Here is an 18,125-nt window from a genome sequence, read left to right as displayed (position 1 = left end):
GAGGTGGCGCATCGGTTCGATCACAGCACGGTGTTCGACCGCATTCCCAGAACGCGAGTTGCCGGATTTGCCGAACCAGCGCGAAACCGGCTGCGCATAGAACTGGGCTGTGATTGCGCGGTGAAATCCTTCTTCGAGGAACCCCGGCTGCTGGTGATCGATGTCTCTGACCCGGTCGCCGGGGCCGTCAAGCCGCGTGTCGAGGGGTCTGCGAGTGCCCCGCCTGACCTCGAACGCAACGCTCCACCGGATCGCCCGGCGCCTCCGGCCGAGCTTCAGGCCTCGCTGCGTGCGCCTTTGGTCGCGCGGCAAGCCTATTCCACGAGCAGCGTTACACATTTCGCAGAAGCGCTGGCCAGTCGGACGACGCGGCAAGTCCTCGATATCGGCGATCCGGAGGCCCCGCGTCCGGCCAGCCAGGTCACGCTAGGCAGCGGTTTTCCCAACATTGACCTGCCAAACATCGCCGTGCCGGAGACCGGACCCGGAGACCCGGCCGGACCTTCGGCGCGTCAACGCCTTGCCGCCTGCACGGGCCTGGTCGAAGCGCCGTTTGGCCCCTTCGGCGGCGAGTCAAATTTTTTCAGCGCCAAGTCCAGGCTCTCGGTCGCGCTTTATACCGAACAGCTTTCGCTCGACCAGCGCGCGGCCGTCGAACTCGCCCAGTTGCACCTGTCTCAGGGGCTGGCGGCCGAGGCGCGCCAGATCCTCGCGATGATCGACGGGCCCGACCCCGAGCGCATGTTTCTCTCGCAACTTGCGAGGCTGATAGAAGAGCCCGACACGCTGCCGCGCAGCATCTTCGAGCCCTACCGCGACTGCTCGGACGAAAATGCGATCTGGCCCATACTCGCCGCGCCCCGACGACCGATGTCGGATGACGACGCCTGGCAGGTTGCCCGCGCGGCCGAAGCCCTGCCGCGCGCCCTGCTCAGGGTCATCGGGCCGCGGGTGATTGGCAACCTGATCGAGTCGGGACAGACGGACCCGGCCAACATGATCTCTCGCACGCTCGAGCGCTCTGGCGTCGGGCCGGGCCGGACCATGGCAGACGTGCGCCTTGCCGACGAAGCCGCCGACCAGGAGGCCATTCTCACCGAGATCGCCAGGTCCAACGGCGAAGAGTCCGCCCAAGCCAGCGCCATGCTGGTCGAGCGACAGATCGCCGCCGGAGAGCCCGTTCCCGAGCCACTCGCCCAGCTGGTGGCCAGCCACGCCGAAGAACAGCGTCACAGCGAGGCCGGTGGCATGCTGCGCAAGGCCGAGGCCTTCTCGCTGATTTCGCAGGGTAATTTCGCCGCCGCGCTGGCCATCCTGCAGCAGGACACGCTCGGCCCTGAGGCGCAACCCACCGTCACCGCTCAGTTCTTCCGCAGCCTGGCCAAAAGCGCCGATACCGTCACCTTCCTGCGGATCGCGTTGGCCCAGCCCGCGCTGGCCGCTGCAACGCCGCCCGAAGTCCGGCAAGCCGTTGCCGCGCGTTTGTACAAAAACCGCTTCCCCGAGGCCGCGGCGAGGCTGATCGCCGACAGCGAACCCCTCGACGGCGCGATACTGGCCGAAGCGCTGGGCGCGCGGGCCTATGGCGAGGTTGGCATTCCCGACGCGGTGCTGTTTCAGGAGGCTGACACCGACGATCCGGCCATGTCTGAGGCCCGCTACGCGGCCCTGCTCAGCGCGGGCAAGTTCGTCGAGGCCAGGCAGACCGCCCTCGGCCTCGGTAAGCCGGACCCGTTGGAACCGCTGCTGACCGCGGTCGCCGAGCCCGAGGCCAGCGATGACGGCGCCGGGCTGACTCTCGAGCGGGCGAGCGCCCTGACCGAAGCGACTGCGGCGCTGGCCGAAACCGTGACCACAGTGCTTGGCGATCCGATGCTGAGGCTCGACCCATGACGCATCTCGGGGCCCGGCGCGACTGCCCGGGAGGGCGATACCCATGGCTGTGAAACACGGCGCAGGGTCGGTCCGGGGGCTGGCTGCGATGCTGGTTAATCACACCGTCCTGCTTGCGGTGGGGCTGCTGGGGATCGTCGCGATGATGATCTTTCCGATCCCGGCGTTTTTGCTGGACCTCGGGCTCTCGTTTTCCTTTGCGCTGGCGATCCTGGTCTTCGTCATCGTGCTCTTCATCGACGAACCGCTGGAATTTTCCTCCTTCCCGACCATCCTGCTCGCCGGGCTGATGCTGCGGCTGGCGCTCAATGTCTCCTCGACCAAGCTGATCATCGGCGAGGGCCACACCGGCACCAAGGCCGCGGGCAATGTCATCGACGGCTTTGCCAGTTTCATCATGGGCGGCAATTTCGTCATCGGGATCGTTACATTTTGTGTCATCCTTATCGTGAATTTCATGGTGATCACCAAAGGTGCCGCCCGCATGGCCGAGGTCGGCGCACGATTCGCGCTCGACGGGATGCCGGGCAAGCAACTGGCGATCGATTCAGATGTCTCGGCCGGATCGATCGATCACGAGACGGCCAAGCAACGCCGCGAACACGACCAGCGCGAAACCACCTTTCTCGGCTCGCTCGACGGGGTGTCGAAATTCGTCAAGGGCGACGCGGTCGCCGGCCTGCTGATCACCATTCTCAATCTGGTCGTTGGTACCGCCAATGGCGTGCTGGCACATGGGATGGAATTCACCGCGGCACTGCAGACCTATGCCATTCTCACCGTCGGCGACGGCCTGGTGACCCAAATCCCGGCGGTCATCGTCTCGATTGGCTCGGCGCTTCTGCTGGCCAAGGGTGGCAACCTCGGCACGGCGGACATCGCGGTTCTGGGCCAGCTTGGCAGTCACCCGGCAGCGTTGTTGGCGGTGGGGATCCTGCAGCTGATCTTTGCGCTGATGCCCGGCCTGCCGATGGTGCCTTTCCTGCTTGGCGCGGCGCTCTTCATCGGCATGGGCTTGCACCGACACCGGGCGCAATCCACCGCGCGGTCCGAGCCGGAACTGGCCGAAGAGCCCGAGCTGCAGCAGAGCAAGCCAATCGGCGATGTCCTCTCGCTTGATGACATCCACCTCGAGTTTGCCAGCGATCTGGTGGATATGGTGCTCGATCCCGCCTCAGGCCTCGACGCCAGGATCTCGAACATGCGGACGCATATCGCCACCGCCTTCGGCCTGATCCTGCCAGAGATCCGCCTGACCGACAATGTTACCGCCGAGCCCGGCACCTACATCATCCACATCCACGGCGTCGAACAGGCGCGCGCCCAGGTGCACCCCGATCTGGTGCTGGCACTGATCCCGCAGGGCGGCTCGGATCTGCCGTCGGGCCGCGACGTCGACGAGCCGGTCTATGGCGCGCCGGCGCGCTGGATCAAGCCGGAAGAGCAGGAAGAACTGGCGCTGCAGGGACTGACCATCGTCACCCCGAACGAGGTGCTGGCGACGCATCTGCTTGAGGTCATAAAGACCAATTTCAGCCGGCTCTTCACCCACAAGGCGCTGCGCCGCCTGCTCGACGAGATGGTGAACCTGTCCGAGCCCGACCGCGCCGAGGCCAATCGCAAGCTGTTCGACGAGATGATCCCCGACCGCGTGCCGATGGACCTGCTGCACCAGGTGCTCAAGCATCTGCTGGACGAGCAGGTCTCGATCCGCAATCTGCCAGTGATCCTCGAAGCCATTGGCGAGGCCCGCAAATTCTCGACCCAGCCGGAAGGAATCTGCGAACATGTGCGCCAGCGGCTGGGCTTCCAGATCGTCGCCGGGCTCAAGCGGTCAGACGGCGCGGTGCCGCTGATCCAGCTCGCCCCGGAGTGGGAGGACATCTTTTCCACCTACCAGGTCGAGTCCGATCAGAACACGGTCGATGTAGCCCTGCCGCCGGAGGTTTTTGCCAAGCTGACCAAATCCATGGCCGAGCAGATCGAACAGAGCAGCGAGAGCGGTTTTTCCGCCTCGATCGTCACCTCCTCGCGCCGCCGCCGTTTCCTGCGCCGTATCGCCAGGGCCAAGGGGTTCCAGACGCCGGTGCTCTCCTTCGAGGAGTTGGGGCTCGAAGCCAAGCCGATGTTGGTCGGCACCGTCGCGGCATGAGCGCCGAGGCCTTCTACGCCGCGGTGGGCGACGGCCTGGGCTTTGCCGCGATCATCCTTTTCCGCATCGGCGCGGTGATTTCGGTGATGCCCGGCATCGGCACCCAGAGCCTGCCGCTGCGGGTCAGGCTGGCGCTGGCGATTTCGCTCAGCGCTTTCTTCGCGGTGCTGCTGTTCGATCCGGCCGCGCCGGTGCCCGCGCCCGGCCTCGCGCTTCTGGCGGGTGAAACGATCATCGGCCTCGCCATCGGGCTGGCCTTCCGCCTCATGATCTTCGCGCTGCACACCGCCGGGACCATTGCGGCGCAATCCACCTCGCTCAGCCAGATCTTCGGCACCGCCGGGGTCGAGCCGATGCCGGCGATCGGCCACGTGCTGGTGGTGGGCGGGCTGGCGCTGATGTTTCTGACCGGGCTGCACCTGCAGTTTCTTGGCACGCTGGTCGGCTTTTACGACATCTGGCCCATCGGCGCGCGTCCTGCCGCCGGCGAGTTCGCCATGTGGATCGCAGGCCATGTCAGCGCCACCTTTACCCTGGCGTTTCGCCTTGCCGTGCCTTTCGTGATCCTGTCGATGCTCTACAACGTGATGCTCGGCGTCATCAACAAGGCAATGCCGCAGCTTATGGTCTCCTTCGTCGGCGCGCCGGTGATTACGCTCGGCGGCCTGATGTTCCTCGCGCTCAGCGCGCCCTACATGCTCGCCCTCTGGCAGGCGGCGGTGGCGCGGTTCCTGAGCCACCCGCTTGGGGGCCCGTGATGTCTTCCGAGGCCGAGACCGCCGACAAGCCGCATGAGCCGACGCCGAAGAAGCTCGATGACGCCCGCAAGAAGGGTGAGCTGGTCAAATCCGCCGAGGTCAACACGGCGGCGATGTACTTCGGCTTCCTGATCGTGGCTTCAGTCTTTGGCGCCGGCTCGCTCACCGCGCTGGGCGATGTCATGGCGCCCTTGCTGGCGCGGCCGCACGGTCTGGCGCCGGGGGTGTTCAACGGAGAAGGCACGCGGTTCGCCGGCAAGTTGATGGGCGCGGTGGCGCTGGCGGTGCTGCCCTGGGTGGCGTTGCCGCTGGTCGCCGTGCTGGCCGCGATCATCGCCCAGCGCAGCATGGTGTTTTCCGGCAAGAAGCTGCAGTTCAAGGCCTCCCGCATCTCGCCGCTGAGCAATTTCAAGAACAAGTTCGGCTGGAATGGCCTGTTCGAGTTTTTCAAGAGCGCGGTGAAACTGGCGATTTACGCCGCGATCCTCACCAGTTTCCTGCGTGGCAAGAGCGACGTGATCATCGGCGCCATGCAGATGAGTGCGGCGCAGTCGATCATCCTCTGGCTTGAACTGGCGGCGCAGCTTCTGGCGATCGTGCTGGCGATCGCGGTGGCGATCGCGGGTGTCGACTACCTGTGGCAATACCGCAGCCACATGGCCAAGAACCGCATGTCGGAGAAGGAAATCAAGGATGAGGTCAAGGATGCCGAGGGCGATCCGCATCTGAAATCGGCGCGCCGGGCCAAGGCGCAGGAGATCGCCTTCAGCCAGATGCTGCAGCAGGTGCCGGAGGCCGACGTCGTGATCGTCAACCCGACGCATTACGCCGTGGCGCTGAAATGGACCCGAGAAAGTGGTGGCGCACCGGTTTGCGTGGCCAAGGGGGTCGATGAGATCGCTTTGCGCATCAAGGAGATCGCCTATGAGGAAGGCATCGCCGTCTACAGCGATCCGCCGACGGCGCGGGCGCTGCATGCCAGCATCCGGCTCGACGAGCAGATCCTGCCCGAACATTACGCGGCGGTGGCGGTGGCCATTCGCTATGCCGACGCGCTCAGCCGAAAGAGCCGGTCATGGACATGAGGCAGTTGGCGGATTTGCAGCAGGTGGCCGGGGCGCAGTTCGACCGCGATGCCGCCGACCTGCGGCAATCGGTGGCGGCCGAGGCCAGATTGAACGCCGCCCTGGCCGAGATTGCGGCATCGCAGACGAAACGCGCCGAGGCGCTGACTGGCGGTCTGGAGATCGCCTTTGCCCAAGCCGGCGCGGCGCTCTGGCAAGGCTGGGCCGAGGCGCGGCGGCGCGAGCTGTTGATGGCGCTGGCCAATCAGCGCGCCGTGACCGAGGCGATCAAGCTGCGCGCGCGGGCCTCTTTCGGCTGCAAGTCCGCGCTCGAGGCGCTGCGGGACAGGGCCACCACGACTGAGCTGGAAGAGGCAAACCGCCGGGAGCTGGAGACGCTGGTTGATCTGGAGGTGCACAAGCGCTGGATGACGCGGCCCGGCGGTTGAACGGTCAGACGTCCTGCCGGGCGATATCGGTGATCAGCACGTCCTGCACGAGGTCACCGAAATGGCTCTGCGCGGTTTCCCTGAGCGCCCGGCGCAGCACGTCGAGATTGCGCGACGAGGTGAAGGTGCCGGTGAAGCCGCCGAGGTTGGCATGGTCGAAGAACACCTGCAGAAAGGCGTCGCGCAGCTTCGGCTCGCGGGAATAGACCTCTTCCGAGCGGCCCTCCGGCACCTCGACGCTGAGCGCGATCACCATCATCGAGGCCACTTTCGCCTCGCTCACCACCGGCACGATGAACTGGTTGTTGAGCTTGATGTACTCCACATCCACCGGCTCTTCCGCCGTCCCCGGCATATCATGGGCTGGCGCAACCTCGCCGCAGGGGTTGTCCACTGCAACCTGCTCGGGCGCGGGCTTGAGCAGGATGCCGGCGCCGACACCGGCGCCGATGCCGATCAGGGCGAGCAGGAGTGGCAGGATCTTTCCCATGGCTGTACCTCAGAATGGCAGAACGACATCAAGCACTTGCTGGCCGATGCGCGGCTGCTGCACATCGCTGATCTGGCCGCGGCCGCCATATGAGATCCGTGCCGAGGCGATCTTGTCGTAGGTCACCTCGTTCTGGCGCGAAATATCCTCGGGGCGGACATAGCCGGTGACGATCAGCTCGCGCAGCTCGAAATTGACGCGCACCTCCTGCAACCCTTGGATCGAGAGCGTGCCGTTGGGCAGCACCTCGACCACCGTGGCCGCCACCCGCAGCTCGAGCTTTTCCTTGCGCCGGACCGAGCCATCGCCGCCGGAGCTGGACGAGGAATTCAGGTCGACCGCAGTGTCGAGGCTGAAGCCCGGCGGCAGGTCGTCGGCAATGCGCTGCGGCAGGCCCAGCAGTTGCGGCACGCCCAGCGATTCAGAGCCGTTGCGCGAGCGGTTGGTGGAGTTGGAGATCTCGGCGCTTTCGTCGATCTCGATCACCACGGTCAGGATGTCGCCGCGCTTGGCCGCACGCCGGTCGCCAAAGAGCGAGGCCTGACCACCATCCCAGAGCGAGGGTTCGGGCAGCAGGCGGGCCTGCTCGGTCTCGAGCGGCAGTCCGGGGCTCAGCATGGCGAAGTGTTCCGGCGTCTGGGTGGTGTCGGAGAAGGTCGGCGGCCGGCCGACGTGATCCAGCCGTGCGCATCCTGGCAGCAGGGCGAGCTTGGCCAGAACCAGGGCGCAGGTCAATTTCCACATGTCTCGGGCCTCACTGGCTGACGTTGATGGTGCCGTCCGGCTGGACGGTGCCGAAAAGCGTGGCGCGCGACGACAGGTTCATCACGCGAATGCGGTCGCCCGCGCCGCCGCGGCCGAGCGCCCGGCCATCGGCCAGGATGCGCAGGCCGCCGGCAGTGAAATGCAGGGTCACGATCTGGTTGCGCGTCACCAGCGCCGGCGGCCCGATGTCGCCCGGCCGGATCGGCCGGCCGGCATAAAGCGTGACGCGGGTTTCCCGGCCGATGATCTGGTCGGGATCGCTGAGGGCGCCCGGCACATCTGTGCTGCGCATCGTCAGGTCGGTGGGCGCGATGATGGTATTGGCCCGCAGGGTCCGCGCCGGCACCACGGTTTCGGCCAGCGCGGCGCCGGCGAGGCAGACCGAGAGCAGTGCCAGCGCCAGTCGCATCATCGCACCTGCGTGGTGGCGCCGAGCATCTGGTCGGCGGCTGAGATCACCTTGGCGTTGAGCTCGTAGCCGCGCTGCGCCTCGATCAGCTCGGAGATCTCGCGCACCGCGTCGACCGAGCTGTCCTCGAGATAGCCCTGCCGCAGGATGCCCAGCCCGTCCTGCCCCGGCGCGCTGGTGATCGCCGGGCCCGAGGCCTCGGTTTCGAGGAACAGGTTCGAGCCCATCGCCTCGAGCCCCTTGGCATTGGTGAACCCGGCGAGGGTGAACTGGCCCAGCAGCTGCGCCTCGATGGTGTCGTTGAAATAGGCAAAGACCTCGCCATCGGCATTGATCGAGATGCTGCGCGCGTCTTGCGGGATGACGATATCCGGCACCACCGGAAAGCCGTCCGAGGTGACGATCAGCCCCTCGGCCGAGCGTTTCAACCCGCCGTCACGGGTATAGGCCGGCTGGCCCGAGGGCAGGGTGACCTCGAGATAGCCCTTGCCGTCGATCGCCACATCGAGATCGCCGCGGGTGGCCGAGAGCGCGCCCTGTTCAAGCTGCACCGAAACCGCCGCCGGCCGTACGCCGAGGCCAAGCTGCACCCCGGTGGGCAGCACGGTGCCATCCGAAGCGCTGACCGTGCCGGCGCGGGCATATTGCTGGTAGTGCAGATCGGCAAACTCGGCGCGCCGGGCGTTGTAGCCGGTGGTCGACATGTTGGCGAGGTTCTGGGAAATCGTCTCGACCCGCATCTGCTGGGCCGTCATGCCGGTGGCGGCGATTTTCAGGGCGCGCATGGCGGCTCTCCTTATTTGAGGAAGGTCTGCATCGCGGTGCGGATGCGTTCGTTCTCGGCGTCGAGGAAATTCTGGCCCATCTCGTAGGCGCGCTGCACCTCGATCATCCGGGCGATCTGGCGGATCGGATCGACATTGGCGTTCTCGAGAAACCCTTGCAGCACGCTGGGGTTATCCGCCGGATCAAAGCCCGTCTCGGCGCGGAACATCACGCCATCCTCGCGGATCAGGTCTTGGCCGTCGAGCGGCAGCACGACGCCAAGCTGCGCCAGCGGCCGGCCGTTCGAGCTGAGCGTGCCGTCCTTGCCGATGGCCAGATCGGTGGCATCCGGCGGGATGAAGATCGGCGCGCCGCCGGCATCGAGCACGGGGTAGCCATCCTTGGTGACCAGATCGCCCTGGCCGTTGGTCGAGAAATTTCCGGCCCGGGTCAGCCGCTCGCCGGCCGGGGTCTGGACGAGAAAATACCCGCCGCCCTCGATGGCGAAGTCGAACCGCCCTCCAGTGGGGGTGAGCGCGCCCTGCAGTTCGGACGCGGCGCCGATATTGCCGGTGGCCATCGAGATCGAGGGGCCGTTCTCGATCGGCACCACGTGCTCGGAGAACACCATGTTCTCGGCCCGGAACCCGGTGGTGGCGGCATTGGCGATATTGTTGGCCACGACCTGCATCTCTCGCATCAGCCCGGCCTGGCGGGTGAGCGTGGTATAGGTGGCGTTTTCCATGTCACACCTCGACAATCATGGGGATGATCCAGCTTTGGAAAAAGGCGACAAGCCGTTCCGTCATGAAGCTCATCGACAGCCAGAAGACGGCGACGATGGCGGCGAGTTTCGGCACGAAAGTCAGCGTCATCTCCTGGATCGAGGTCAGCGCCTGGAACAGGCCGATGGTGACCCCCGCGATCAGCGCCGCCGAGAGGATCGGCAGCGACATTGTCACCGAAATCCAGAGCCCATGGCGCAGGGTGTCGTAGAAGACCGCCTCATCCATGGTTCAGACCGGCATCCGCAGGATTTCCTGGTAGGCCTCGACCACCTTGTTGCGCATGGTGACGACGGTTTCGACCGCCAGTTCCGATTGCGCCAGCGCCTGCACCAGCGCATGCGGATCGGCATCGCCGACCATGGCCGATTTTGCTGTCTCTTCCGCGTGTTGCAGGGTCTGGGCAAAGTCGCGCAAATTGTCGGTAAAGGCCTGGCCCAGGCCGGGCGCGGTTTCGTCGGGCAGGGTGGCGGGGCGGGAGGCCGCATATTTCTGTGCGGCAAAGAGGGTACGGACATCCATTCTGGGTCTCCTGTCGGGGTTATCTGCGCAGCAGCTCCATCAGGCTCGATGACATCTGCCGCGCCTGGTCGAACATCTTGAGGTTGGCCTCATAGCTGCGTTGGGCTTCCCTGGCGTCGGCGATCTCGATCACCAGGTTGACGTTCGACCCCTCGTAGTGGCCGGTGTCGTCGGCCATCGGATGCGAGGGGTCGTAAATGGTGGCCAGATCATTCTGATCCAGCCTGACGCGACCGGTGGTCACCTGGCCCGCGGTGCCGCCGTTCTGGCGGACCTCTTCAAACGGCACGGTTTTGCGCCGGTAGCCCGGGGTGTCGGCATTCGCGATGTTTTCCGAAACATGGCGAAGTCGCGCTGCCTGGGCTTTCAGCCCGCTGGCAGAAACTGAGAAGGAGGAAGAAAAGTCTGTCATATCAGAGGCTCCGATGTCACTGGCGGCCAAGGCTCGAGCGCAGGATGTTGAGCGAGGCACGATAGACGGCGAGCGCCTTGTCATGCTGGCGGCGGATGTCGACCGCGCGCAGCATCTCGGTCTCGAGCGAGATGGAATTGCCATTGGGATCGCTGACCGCGCCCGCATCCTCGACCGGCTCCGGCATGGCGGATGAGCGCGCGCCGGAGAGATGGCTGTCACGGGTGGCGCGCAGGCCGAAGTGCGCCGTCTCACGCAGCGCAAGCTCTGGGAAACCGGTCAGGTCGCGGGCCTTGTAGCCCGGCGTGTCGGCATGGGCGAGGTTGCGTGCCGCAACTGCCTGCCGGGCGCCCGCATGGCGGGCCATCGCCTGCGAGAGTTGCAGGACTTCGAGAGTGTCGAACATCGGGGCTTCTCCCTCGATTGGCTTCAACCAAGGCTTAACCCTGATTCCTTTAGAAATGGTTTTCAGCAGATTCAGCAGATAAAGGACGCGCACGATGCAGAAGCCGCAGCTGGAAGGATTGAGGAACCGGATCGCGGGGCTCACCCCGGTCAGGCCATTCGGCCGGGTGGCCAGCGTCGACGGCACCTACCTGATGGTGGCGGGGCTGGGGCACAACGTGCGGATGGGCGACCAGCTGCGGCTGGTGCGCTCGCGCGGGGCGGCGCTGGGCGGCGAAGTGCTGAAGATCACGCCGGCAGGCGTGATGATGCTGCCCGATGACGCGCTCGAAGGGGTGGCGCTGGGCGACAAGGTCTTCCTGATGCCAGAAGCACAGATCGCGCCGCATGCCGGCTGGATCGGCCGGGTGATCGATCCCTACGGGCTGCCGCTCGACGGAAGGTCGCTGCATGCCGGCACCGAGCTGCGGCCGATCCACGCCCGCCCGCCCGATCCCGCCAGCCGCGGCCGGCTTGGGGCGCGGCTCGACACCGGGATGGTGCTGTTCAATACCATGTTGCCGATCGTGCGCGGACAGCGCATCGGGCTGTTTGCCGGCTCGGGCGTCGGCAAGACCAGCCTGCTCGGTCATCTGGCGCGGAAAATGGAGGCCGATGTGGTGGTCGTGGCGCTGGTCGGCGAACGCGGCCGAGAGCTGCGCGAGTTCGTCGATGACGTCTTGGGGCCGGAAGGCATGGCGCGCAGCGTGGTCGTCGCCGCCACCTCCGATCGCTCGCCGCTGGTGCGCCGCCGCTGCCCGGCCGCTGCCATGGCGATTGCCGAGTATTTCCGCGACCAGGGGCTGCAGGTGTTGTTTCTCACCGATTCGATTACCCGCCTCGCCGAGGCCCACCGCGAGGTCGCGGTGGCCGGCGGCGAGGTGCCAGCGCTGCGGGGCTATCCGCCGTCGATGTCGCATATGGTCATGTCGCTCTGCGAACGCGCCGGGCCGGGGCCCGAGGGTGCGGGTGACATCACCGCGATCTACACCGTCCTGGTTGCCGGTTCGGACATGAACGAGCCGGTGGCGGATGTGCTGCGCGGGGTGCTTGACGGCCATGTGGTTCTGGAACGGGCCATCGCGGAGCGCGGGCGCTATCCGGCGGTGAACGTGTTGCGTTCGGTCTCGCGCAGCCTGCCTGACTGTGCAAGCGACCGCGAGAATGAGCGCATCGGGTTCGCCCGCAAGCTGCTCAGCGCCTATCACAGCTCGGAAACCATGATCAAAGCCGGGCTTTACAGCGAGGGTGGCGATCCGGTGCTCGATCAGGCGGTGGAGGTGTTCGACAAGCTCGACGGGCTGATTGCCCAGAAGGAAGAGAGCATCGAGAAGAGCTTCGAACGACTTGAGGCCGTGTTGCGAGAGGCGGAGGCCTTTCGACCGAAGCAAAAACGCGCTGCGCGGATGCCAGTGGCGCGGCCTCGTTAGGCCTGTCGAGGGCTATTCTGGAGTAGGGTCAGGGCGACCGACATGCCGGAGTAGGCGGTGCTCTCCTTCAGCTGCCTCTGCAACAGGTACTGTTCCACCAACCTCTCGCGCACCTCCGGGTCGGCGAAGTCCGCGACCTCCGACACGCCGAACCGTGTGTGTGATTTCTCGCGGAAAACGTCGAGCTGTCGGTCGAGATCAAGTTGCGAGAAGCTGTCGGGCAGGTGGAGCGCGGTCTGAAACATCTGACGCAGAGCCGGCACGCCCATGACAGTGAACCAGCGGCTGTCCTCGGTGGCGCTGTTGTCGGTGGCAAGCTCGGGCAGAGCGCGATCGGCGTAGAGGGCAATGCGGAGAGCTTCGTCCTGAATGCCAACAGCCTGTTCGAATGAGGCGCGATTGAATCTGTCCACCACCTCTCGGGCAAAGGCCGGCGAATAGGTGTTGGCGCCCGAAAACTGGTCAAAGCCGAAAGCGGCAGCGAACTGGGTATATCGGTCATCAGCCATCTTGTTGGCCAGAGCATCGGTTTCTCGCGTACCCTCTTCCAGGATTTTCCGGATGAAGTACCGATTGTCGAGATCATCCTGCAGCCCATAGGCGCCAAGGGCCACACGTAAGAGCCTGGGGTCGTCGACCAGTTGCTCTGCGGTTTCCACGCTGGCTATATTGGCTTCGAAATAAGCGGTATCGCGGGTGATCTCAGCGGACTGGTTGAGCGCGGCTTGTTGCGTCTCCATCGTGCGGTTCAGGAGCTTCCAGCCGACGAGACCGGTACCCGGAAGGATCGGCTGGTAGTTCATTTGTGCCCCGCTGCAAATATCCGATCCTCGCGCGGAATGAGCGCGCGCAACGACTTTAGGCATTGATAGAACTGGTCACCAAGAAGCGCATCGGTCGCCGCAGTCAGGTGTCTCCGACTGTCGGTATCGGTGAGGATCTGGCTCAATTCCTCGATCCGGCGAAGCAGTTGCAAGCGGGTTTCATCCGGTTCGGCATCGCCGGTCAACACCAGTTGGGTGGTAAAGCAGACCCGGCGCACCGGCGTATTCGCCTCTTCGGGGTGGATGGCATCGCGCAGGCGCAGGATATTGGCGTTGGGCGTCACGATATTCAGCCGGCTGCGCCGTTCGCCGTTCTCGATCACCGCGCCGTTGATCAGCACCCTCTCCTTGGGCCCCAGTTTGAGAACCAGACCGGTCATGTGCGAGCGCTCCCATTGCGCAACCCGCGGAGGATGGCGGTGTTGATTTCCAGCAGCGGGACGACCGTGGCCTTCTTGGCCAGCACTTGTGCGCTATGCCGCTTGGTGAACTCGGACAGGAAGAAAATTCGCGCCTTGAGATCCTTTGGCAGCGGGTTGTCGCGGTCGGCCACGTCGGCGGCGAGAATGGTCCAAAGGCGGTTGTTGTTGTGCAGTGCGCCAGCCAGACCGGGAAAATCCGTAGCGCCCTTCTCGGCTGCGGCCTTCAACTCGTGCGTGGCGCGAGCGATCGTCTCGTATTCCGCCCGGCGATCGGTCTTTGTCGGGGCAGCAGATTGCGCGTAAGCGCGCTGGGCCATGGACTGGGCATTCATGCCGCATCCTTCCTTCTGAAGCAGGGTGTGATGTCATTCGGCGGATCAGGGGCGAAGACGGGCTTCGCCCCCTTCCGTCACCGTTACCGGAACAGCGACAGAAGCTGTTGCGGTGCCTGGTTGGCGATCGAAAGCGCCTGAACACCCAACTGTTGCTGAACCTGAAGGGCCTGCAGGCGGGCCGACGCTTCTTCCATGTCGGCGTCGACCATGGCGCCGATGCCAGAGGTCATCGAGTCGGTCAGATTCGAGATGAAGGAAGCCTGGGTCTCGATGCGGCCCTCGACCGAACCGAAGGCTGCAGAGGCACTGATCGCGGTGCTGATCAGAGTCTCGACGGTGGCGAGCGCCGATGTGGCGCCGACGCCCGTGCTGACATCTATGCCGGACATCGCACCAAGGCCGCCGGAGCCTGCATTGGTGAACTGGCCGCTGACTGTCAGATCGGTGGTGCCGGCGTTGGTGAAGTCCAGGGTTCCGGCGACGCTGCTGTCATAGTCGACGGTCAGCCCGGCAATGCCAAGGTTGTCCACCGCGTTCTTCAGGCCGATCGCAACGATGTCGGATGTGGTGGTTGCTGCGGCATCATCTGCGGTGACAGTGTAGGACACCTCTTCGCCGCCGACATTGAGCGTCACCCGGTCGCCCGCCGCGAAGGCGACGGCCGAATCATCGATTGTGATCGTGTCATTGCCGCCGCCGGCGTTCAGGGAAAGGGTCACCGTGTCGCCCGCGGCCGAAGGCACGCCGCCGGAGTTGCCAAAGATGTCCTTGGCGGTATAGCTGCCAGTCGAGAGGTCCTGCCCGTTGACCGTGATCGAGGAGGCGGTCACGTTGCCAGCATTGTCGCGATCGAGCGAGGCCAGGATCGAGGTGCTCGCCGACGTTCCATCAACGAGGTTCAATCCGTTGAACTGTGCAGCAGAGACCACGGCATTGATCTGCTCCTTGAGCGCGGTGACGTCATCGTTGATCTTGCCACGGTCGACATTGTCTTCTTGGGCAGCGACGATTTTGCCTTTCATCTGGGTCAGCAGATCGGTGATCGATTCCGACGCATTTCTGGCCACGGCCACGGTCGACTGGCCGAGAGACAGGCTGTCGCCAATCGCCTTGAACCCCTTTACATCGGATTCCATCACTTTGGATATGGCCCAGACTGCGGAATTGTCCTTGGCATTTGAGACGGATTTGCCGGTGGAAATTTCGGATTGAACGCCGGCCAGGCCCTTGTTGATTCCTTTCAGGGTCTGCAAAGCGACCATTGCGCTGGTGTTGGTCAGAATACTGGACATAGATTTTCCTCATACGCGAGACGCTTTTGCGTCAATTTCATGCCATTACCGGTCTCCCGGCATCATTGTCATTCTGACACATGCAACCTGCACGATCTTCGCGTTGGTCGCGCCACCGACGTGGTGCGCCGCCAATGTGACGCCCAAGTCCTAATGGTTTGCTAATACGCCTCTTGGCCTTCCGGCGAATTTGTTTCAAACACCGTCACGCCCGCCTTTCCAGCCGGCCGCCAGGCGTGATGTCGATCATTTTGCGATGACCTGAGCGGTCGTAGGTCTGAAGCGACTTGCGCACCTTGCGAATGGTTGAAAACCGCTTGGCAACAGCCTCAATGCCTTTCATCGCGTTTTCTATAAGCTCTTGATTGCGTGAGAGCTTAATCCGCAGCTCATCCAGATCTTTGGTGTCGGCGGGGGCGCATGCAGTCAGTTCGCGGAGCAGTTTTTCCTTGGTGTCGAGCACACGACCGACCTTGTCAATCTCGCCTTGCAGCAACGCCGCGCGCTCGATTTCCAGAAGGTCGTTCAATTCGTCCAGGATCGCTGTTTCTCGTTCAGACATTTTCGGCCTCCAGCATAGATTTCACAAATACTTCGGTCAGGCCCAAGCCGCCGGCCTCCACCATAGAATCCGCTTGTGCCTTCACGAGAAATGAAGAGAACTGCTCCTCTCCGACCCCGCCGTTGAAGCTTTCAGGTTGCCGCCCGAACCCGGCGGATTTCAGCATTTCTGCCAGGAAGGTGGCTTCCAGTTCGTTTGCAATTTTCTGAATTTCTATATGCCTGTCCGGTAAATTAGGAACCGTCTGTCCTATAGCGGGTGTGGTCGAAAGCATGATGCTGCCTTTCAAATTGTTCCGGTTTTTTCCAATTTGACGCAGGACCGGTAAAGAAGTGGTAACCGTCATGGCGGATAACGGGCTGAATTGGGAAGAATCCCGGGAGTCCTTATGCAAATTGAATCAAACAGTGGTGGCCATGCGTTGCTCCGCTCTGTCTCGAGCCTTGAGGTCCCAGCCCCGGACGAACACTTGAAAGAGCGCTTTGCTCAGGTTTTTCAGGCTCTTCGGACGCTCCCCGCGCTTGGGGCAGAAGGCGGTCCTGAGCGCGAGCGGTTGTCAGGGACCGAAGAACCGAAGGTCACCTCCGACGCGGTCGAGCTTGATCCGCAGGGACTGTCCGAGAATGCGAGGATCGCTGCGGCGCGAGATCCGGCGTCGGCCGAGGCCGGCGGGAGAGGACATCCGCAAGGCGCAAGTCCGTTAGAGTTAGGGCAGCCGCACCCGGGCGATGAAACCGAAGAGGCTGGAAACCTATTAGAAACGAAAGCGGTGCCGATTCGGTCTCCGTGGTATGCGGGCAACCAGTCCGACGTGGAGGAGACGGAGCATCAGCAACGATGGGTGAACTCGAGGCCATCTGTACTTGCGCCATACGATCATGAACGCGATCCAGCTCGGTCAGCAGCGCCATTGACCGAGGCGAAATCGGCCGGGGAGGTCACGCCAACAAGCCGCGAGAGCAAGCCGGCGAGGTACCTGGAGGCGCCGACGCCGCATGAACCCCCGGTGTATTTGCGAGACAAGCCATTGCATGCTGCGTTCCCTGTGGAACTGCTTCCCATAGATAGGCAGGCGACCATGCCGCGGGTCGCTCCGCGGTGGCCGTACGCGGCTGACGGGCCCATGCCCTCACTTCGGCCGCTGGAAAGTGTTTCGCCTTATGGCCCGAGTCACGTCCCTTTTGAGAGGCTCGCCCAAGAGAAAAGTTTTCCGCGCCAAGTGAGCGAACAGCTGGTCGGTGCAGATCGGGTCATGGTGTCGGCCAAGGCTGAAACAATCACTCAGCCCCCGACATATGCGATCTCGCCCGCTCAGACTCTGGGCGCTTCGGGGCTTCAGGTGGATGAGACGAATGATGTCTCGGGCGATGGGGGCAAAAGCGCTGAACGTTATTTTGCGTCTGACTCGAAGATTGAGGCGGTAGATGAAGCTGGCTGGAAACGCGCGACACCAAGTGCCGGGGCTGGGCTGGCGCAGGATAAGACTGCCGGCGGCGGCCCTCTTGGTGAAGACAGGCTGACCAAGGCGGCGGCAGACCGGCCCGCCGCACACGTTAACGTGTCGGCTTACCCCCGTCAGATCCTCAGGTCTGACGCTGCTTTCCTAACCTCGGCTCCCCCACTTCCGGCAGGTGAAAGGGATGAGGCTGACCGCCAGTCCGTGCCGGACCTCCCTCGGTCTTCCCATGCGGAAGCGATGGGGCCGGCTCTCGTCGGCTCGGCTCGTTCGGCCGACAACCACACCACGCCCCTTCCACAAGGTGACGGTGCGGCAATGCGCGCTCAAACGGAATCAGCCAGGGCCAGCTTAGATGGGCCGACCGCAGACAGGCCTGGGGCGCAGACGGAGACCCTGCAAAATCTGCCGGAGCCTGCACGTCAAGGCAGTGCCACCGCGGAGCCCCTCGCTGTGGCGCGTGAGCGTACCGGGACAGGTCTTAACCTTGCGACGGACGCGGTGGCGCCCCAGACCGCACGGTCTGTCGATACGCGACCGGTTCTAGTTGCGGCACATCACCCAGAGACAGGTTTCGCACCGAGGACAAGTGATACGAGAGCCTCAGGTGCGGCGGGGGGCCTGACAGATACCGCCAATTCGTCGCGCGCGGGGCCGGGTATTCGCACCGATCAGCCTCGGTCGGAGGCTAGCAAGAAACTCTCGCAGCAGTCATTTCCGCGGAAGCAGCACACCGCACTTGCAGACGCCCTGCCTTTGAAGAAGTCTTCACCGCAACCGCAACCGCAACCGCAACCGCAACCGCAACCGCAACCGCAACCGCAACCGCAACCGCAACCGCAACCGCAACCGCAACCGCAACCGCAACCGCAACCGCAACCGCAACCGCAACCGCA

At 64.2% G+C, this 18,125-nt stretch carries 21 protein-coding genes; 6 read left to right on the top strand and 15 right to left on the bottom strand.

Features of this window, described 5'->3' with window-relative positions:
- The first annotated feature begins 3 nt into the window (after window positions 1–3).
- The 5 genes from VOI27_RS02775 to VOI27_RS02755 are packed head-to-tail and all read left to right on the top strand — an operon-like array spanning window position 4 to window position 6,316.
- The gene (locus VOI27_RS02775) at window positions 4–1,893 is read left to right on the top strand and encodes a hypothetical protein (protein ID WP_323763765.1); all 1,890 of its coding nucleotides are present in this window, start codon (window positions 4–6) and stop codon (window positions 1,891–1,893) included.
- A gap of 43 nt (window positions 1,894–1,936) precedes the next feature.
- A complete protein-coding gene (flhA, locus tag VOI27_RS02770) occupies window positions 1,937–4,045 on the top strand; it encodes a flagellar biosynthesis protein FlhA (protein ID WP_323763764.1) in 2,109 nt (702 codons plus the stop codon).
- A complete protein-coding gene (locus VOI27_RS02765; protein WP_323763763.1) occupies window positions 4,042–4,803 on the top strand; it encodes a flagellar biosynthetic protein FliR in 762 nt (253 codons plus the stop codon). The genes flhA and VOI27_RS02765 overlap by 4 nt, the downstream gene beginning before the upstream one ends.
- Complete coding sequence (locus tag VOI27_RS02760; protein WP_323763762.1) at window positions 4,803–5,888, top strand: flagellar type III secretion system protein FlhB; 1,086 nt, start codon at window positions 4,803–4,805, stop codon at window positions 5,886–5,888. The genes VOI27_RS02765 and VOI27_RS02760 overlap by 1 nt, the downstream gene beginning before the upstream one ends.
- On the top strand, window positions 5,879–6,316 hold the full coding sequence (locus VOI27_RS02755; protein ID WP_323763761.1) for a hypothetical protein: 438 nt from the start codon (window positions 5,879–5,881) through the stop codon (window positions 6,314–6,316). Before VOI27_RS02760 ends, VOI27_RS02755 begins: the two co-directional genes overlap by 10 nt.
- Window positions 6,317–6,320: 4 nt before the next feature.
- On the opposite strand, the gene VOI27_RS02750 is transcribed toward VOI27_RS02755, so the two are convergent.
- Genes VOI27_RS02750 through VOI27_RS02710 form a run of 9 tightly spaced genes read right to left on the bottom strand, consistent with a single transcriptional unit; the run spans window position 6,321 to window position 10,870 of the window.
- Window positions 6,321–6,806, bottom strand: coding sequence for a flagellar basal body-associated FliL family protein (locus tag VOI27_RS02750; protein ID WP_323763760.1), 486 nt, complete (start codon window positions 6,804–6,806; stop codon window positions 6,321–6,323).
- Between the two features lie 9 nt (window positions 6,807–6,815).
- The gene (gene flgH, locus VOI27_RS02745; protein WP_323763759.1) at window positions 6,816–7,550 is read right to left on the bottom strand and encodes a flagellar basal body L-ring protein FlgH; all 735 of its coding nucleotides are present in this window, start codon (window positions 7,548–7,550) and stop codon (window positions 6,816–6,818) included.
- Window positions 7,551–7,560: 10 nt separating this feature from the next.
- Entirely contained in the window at window positions 7,561–7,980 is a 420-nt protein-coding gene (gene flgA, locus VOI27_RS02740; RefSeq protein ID WP_323763949.1) for a flagellar basal body P-ring formation chaperone FlgA, read from the bottom strand.
- The gene (gene flgG / locus VOI27_RS02735) at window positions 7,980–8,765 is read right to left on the bottom strand and encodes a flagellar basal-body rod protein FlgG (protein WP_323763758.1); all 786 of its coding nucleotides are present in this window, start codon (window positions 8,763–8,765) and stop codon (window positions 7,980–7,982) included. The genes flgA and flgG overlap by 1 nt, the downstream gene beginning before the upstream one ends.
- Before the next feature lie 11 nt (window positions 8,766–8,776).
- Entirely contained in the window at window positions 8,777–9,490 is a 714-nt protein-coding gene (locus VOI27_RS02730; protein ID WP_323763757.1) for a flagellar hook-basal body complex protein, read from the bottom strand.
- A 1-nt stretch (window position 9,491) separates the two neighbouring features.
- A complete protein-coding gene (locus VOI27_RS02725) occupies window positions 9,492–9,758 on the bottom strand; it encodes a flagellar biosynthetic protein FliQ (RefSeq protein WP_323763756.1) in 267 nt (88 codons plus the stop codon).
- A 3-nt stretch (window positions 9,759–9,761) separates the two neighbouring features.
- Entirely contained in the window at window positions 9,762–10,052 is a 291-nt protein-coding gene (gene fliE / locus VOI27_RS02720; RefSeq protein ID WP_323763755.1) for a flagellar hook-basal body complex protein FliE, read from the bottom strand.
- A 19-nt stretch (window positions 10,053–10,071) separates the two neighbouring features.
- Window positions 10,072–10,464 carry a flagellar basal body rod protein FlgC gene (gene flgC, locus VOI27_RS02715; protein ID WP_323763754.1) on the bottom strand — a complete coding sequence of 131 codons (393 nt, stop codon included), beginning with the start codon at window positions 10,462–10,464 and terminating at the stop codon, window positions 10,072–10,074.
- Between the two features lie 16 nt (window positions 10,465–10,480).
- A complete protein-coding gene (locus tag VOI27_RS02710; protein WP_323763753.1) occupies window positions 10,481–10,870 on the bottom strand; it encodes a FlgB family protein in 390 nt (129 codons plus the stop codon).
- 94 nt (window positions 10,871–10,964) lie between these two features.
- On the opposite strand from VOI27_RS02710, the gene VOI27_RS02705 reads away from it, so the two are divergent.
- Entirely contained in the window at window positions 10,965–12,338 is a 1,374-nt protein-coding gene (locus VOI27_RS02705) for a FliI/YscN family ATPase (protein WP_323763752.1), read from the top strand.
- Here VOI27_RS02705 and VOI27_RS02700 read toward each other — a convergent pair.
- The 6 genes from VOI27_RS02700 to VOI27_RS02675 all read right to left on the bottom strand — a co-directional run bounded on the left by VOI27_RS02700 (window position 12,335) and on the right by VOI27_RS02675 (window position 16,119).
- Window positions 12,335–13,141 (bottom strand): DUF1217 domain-containing protein, encoded by an 807-nt coding sequence (locus VOI27_RS02700; protein ID WP_323763751.1) that lies wholly within the window; start codon window positions 13,139–13,141, stop codon window positions 12,335–12,337. The genes VOI27_RS02705 and VOI27_RS02700 overlap by 4 nt on opposite strands.
- Window positions 13,138–13,542, bottom strand: a complete 405-nt coding sequence (gene flbT / locus VOI27_RS02695; protein ID WP_323763750.1) for a flagellar biosynthesis repressor FlbT — start codon at window positions 13,540–13,542, stop codon at window positions 13,138–13,140. Before flbT ends, VOI27_RS02700 begins: the two co-directional genes overlap by 4 nt.
- Window positions 13,539–13,916, bottom strand: coding sequence for a flagellar biosynthesis regulator FlaF (gene flaF, locus VOI27_RS02690; RefSeq protein ID WP_323763749.1), 378 nt, complete (start codon window positions 13,914–13,916; stop codon window positions 13,539–13,541). The genes flbT and flaF overlap by 4 nt, the downstream gene beginning before the upstream one ends.
- 83 nt (window positions 13,917–13,999) lie before the next feature.
- Window positions 14,000–15,211, bottom strand: a complete 1,212-nt coding sequence (locus tag VOI27_RS02685) for a flagellin (RefSeq protein ID WP_323763748.1) — start codon at window positions 15,209–15,211, stop codon at window positions 14,000–14,002.
- Between the two features lie 205 nt (window positions 15,212–15,416).
- Window positions 15,417–15,773 carry a flagellar biosynthesis protein FlgN gene (locus tag VOI27_RS02680; protein ID WP_323763747.1) on the bottom strand — a complete coding sequence of 119 codons (357 nt, stop codon included), beginning with the start codon at window positions 15,771–15,773 and terminating at the stop codon, window positions 15,417–15,419.
- On the bottom strand, window positions 15,766–16,119 hold the full coding sequence (locus tag VOI27_RS02675) for a rod-binding protein (RefSeq protein WP_323763746.1): 354 nt from the start codon (window positions 16,117–16,119) through the stop codon (window positions 15,766–15,768). The genes VOI27_RS02680 and VOI27_RS02675 overlap by 8 nt, the downstream gene beginning before the upstream one ends.
- Between the last annotated feature and the right edge of the window lie 2,006 nt (window positions 16,120–18,125).

The sequence above is a fragment of the Marinovum sp. genome (assembly GCF_034669705.1).
Classification (GTDB): domain Bacteria; phylum Pseudomonadota; class Alphaproteobacteria; order Rhodobacterales; family Rhodobacteraceae; genus Marinovum.
This window is presented reverse-complemented; position numbering and strand designations above follow the sequence as displayed.

Bases quoted from the DNA above. Each gene is read 5' to 3' on its own strand.
- flhA (WP_323763764.1), top strand. From the start codon at position 1,937: ATGGCTGTGAAACACGGCGCAGGGTCGGTCCGGGGGCTGGCTGCGATG.
- VOI27_RS02765 (WP_323763763.1), top strand. From the start codon at position 4,042: ATGAGCGCCGAGGCCTTCTACGCCGCGGTGGGCGACGGCCTGGGCTTT.
- VOI27_RS02760 (WP_323763762.1), top strand. From the start codon at position 4,803: ATGTCTTCCGAGGCCGAGACCGCCGACAAGCCGCATGAGCCGACGCCG.
- VOI27_RS02755 (WP_323763761.1), top strand. From the start codon at position 5,879: ATGGACATGAGGCAGTTGGCGGATTTGCAGCAGGTGGCCGGGGCGCAG.
- VOI27_RS02750 (WP_323763760.1), bottom strand. From the start codon at position 6,806: ATGGGAAAGATCCTGCCACTCCTGCTCGCCCTGATCGGCATCGGCGCC.
- flgH (WP_323763759.1), bottom strand. From the start codon at position 7,550: ATGTGGAAATTGACCTGCGCCCTGGTTCTGGCCAAGCTCGCCCTGCTG.
- flgA (WP_323763949.1), bottom strand. From the start codon at position 7,980: ATGCGACTGGCGCTGGCACTGCTCTCGGTCTGCCTCGCCGGCGCCGCG.
- flgG (WP_323763758.1), bottom strand. From the start codon at position 8,765: ATGCGCGCCCTGAAAATCGCCGCCACCGGCATGACGGCCCAGCAGATG.
- VOI27_RS02730 (WP_323763757.1), bottom strand. From the start codon at position 9,490: ATGGAAAACGCCACCTATACCACGCTCACCCGCCAGGCCGGGCTGATG.
- VOI27_RS02725 (WP_323763756.1), bottom strand. From the start codon at position 9,758: ATGGATGAGGCGGTCTTCTACGACACCCTGCGCCATGGGCTCTGGATT.
- fliE (WP_323763755.1), bottom strand. From the start codon at position 10,052: ATGGATGTCCGTACCCTCTTTGCCGCACAGAAATATGCGGCCTCCCGC.
- flgC (WP_323763754.1), bottom strand. From the start codon at position 10,464: ATGACAGACTTTTCTTCCTCCTTCTCAGTTTCTGCCAGCGGGCTGAAA.
- VOI27_RS02710 (WP_323763753.1), bottom strand. From the start codon at position 10,870: ATGTTCGACACTCTCGAAGTCCTGCAACTCTCGCAGGCGATGGCCCGC.
- VOI27_RS02705 (WP_323763752.1), top strand. From the start codon at position 10,965: ATGCAGAAGCCGCAGCTGGAAGGATTGAGGAACCGGATCGCGGGGCTC.
- VOI27_RS02700 (WP_323763751.1), bottom strand. From the start codon at position 13,141: ATGAACTACCAGCCGATCCTTCCGGGTACCGGTCTCGTCGGCTGGAAG.
- flbT (WP_323763750.1), bottom strand. From the start codon at position 13,542: ATGACCGGTCTGGTTCTCAAACTGGGGCCCAAGGAGAGGGTGCTGATC.
- flaF (WP_323763749.1), bottom strand. From the start codon at position 13,916: ATGAATGCCCAGTCCATGGCCCAGCGCGCTTACGCGCAATCTGCTGCC.
- VOI27_RS02685 (WP_323763748.1), bottom strand. From the start codon at position 15,211: ATGTCCAGTATTCTGACCAACACCAGCGCAATGGTCGCTTTGCAGACC.
- VOI27_RS02680 (WP_323763747.1), bottom strand. From the start codon at position 15,773: ATGTCTGAACGAGAAACAGCGATCCTGGACGAATTGAACGACCTTCTG.
- VOI27_RS02675 (WP_323763746.1), bottom strand. From the start codon at position 16,119: ATGACGGTTACCACTTCTTTACCGGTCCTGCGTCAAATTGGAAAAAAC.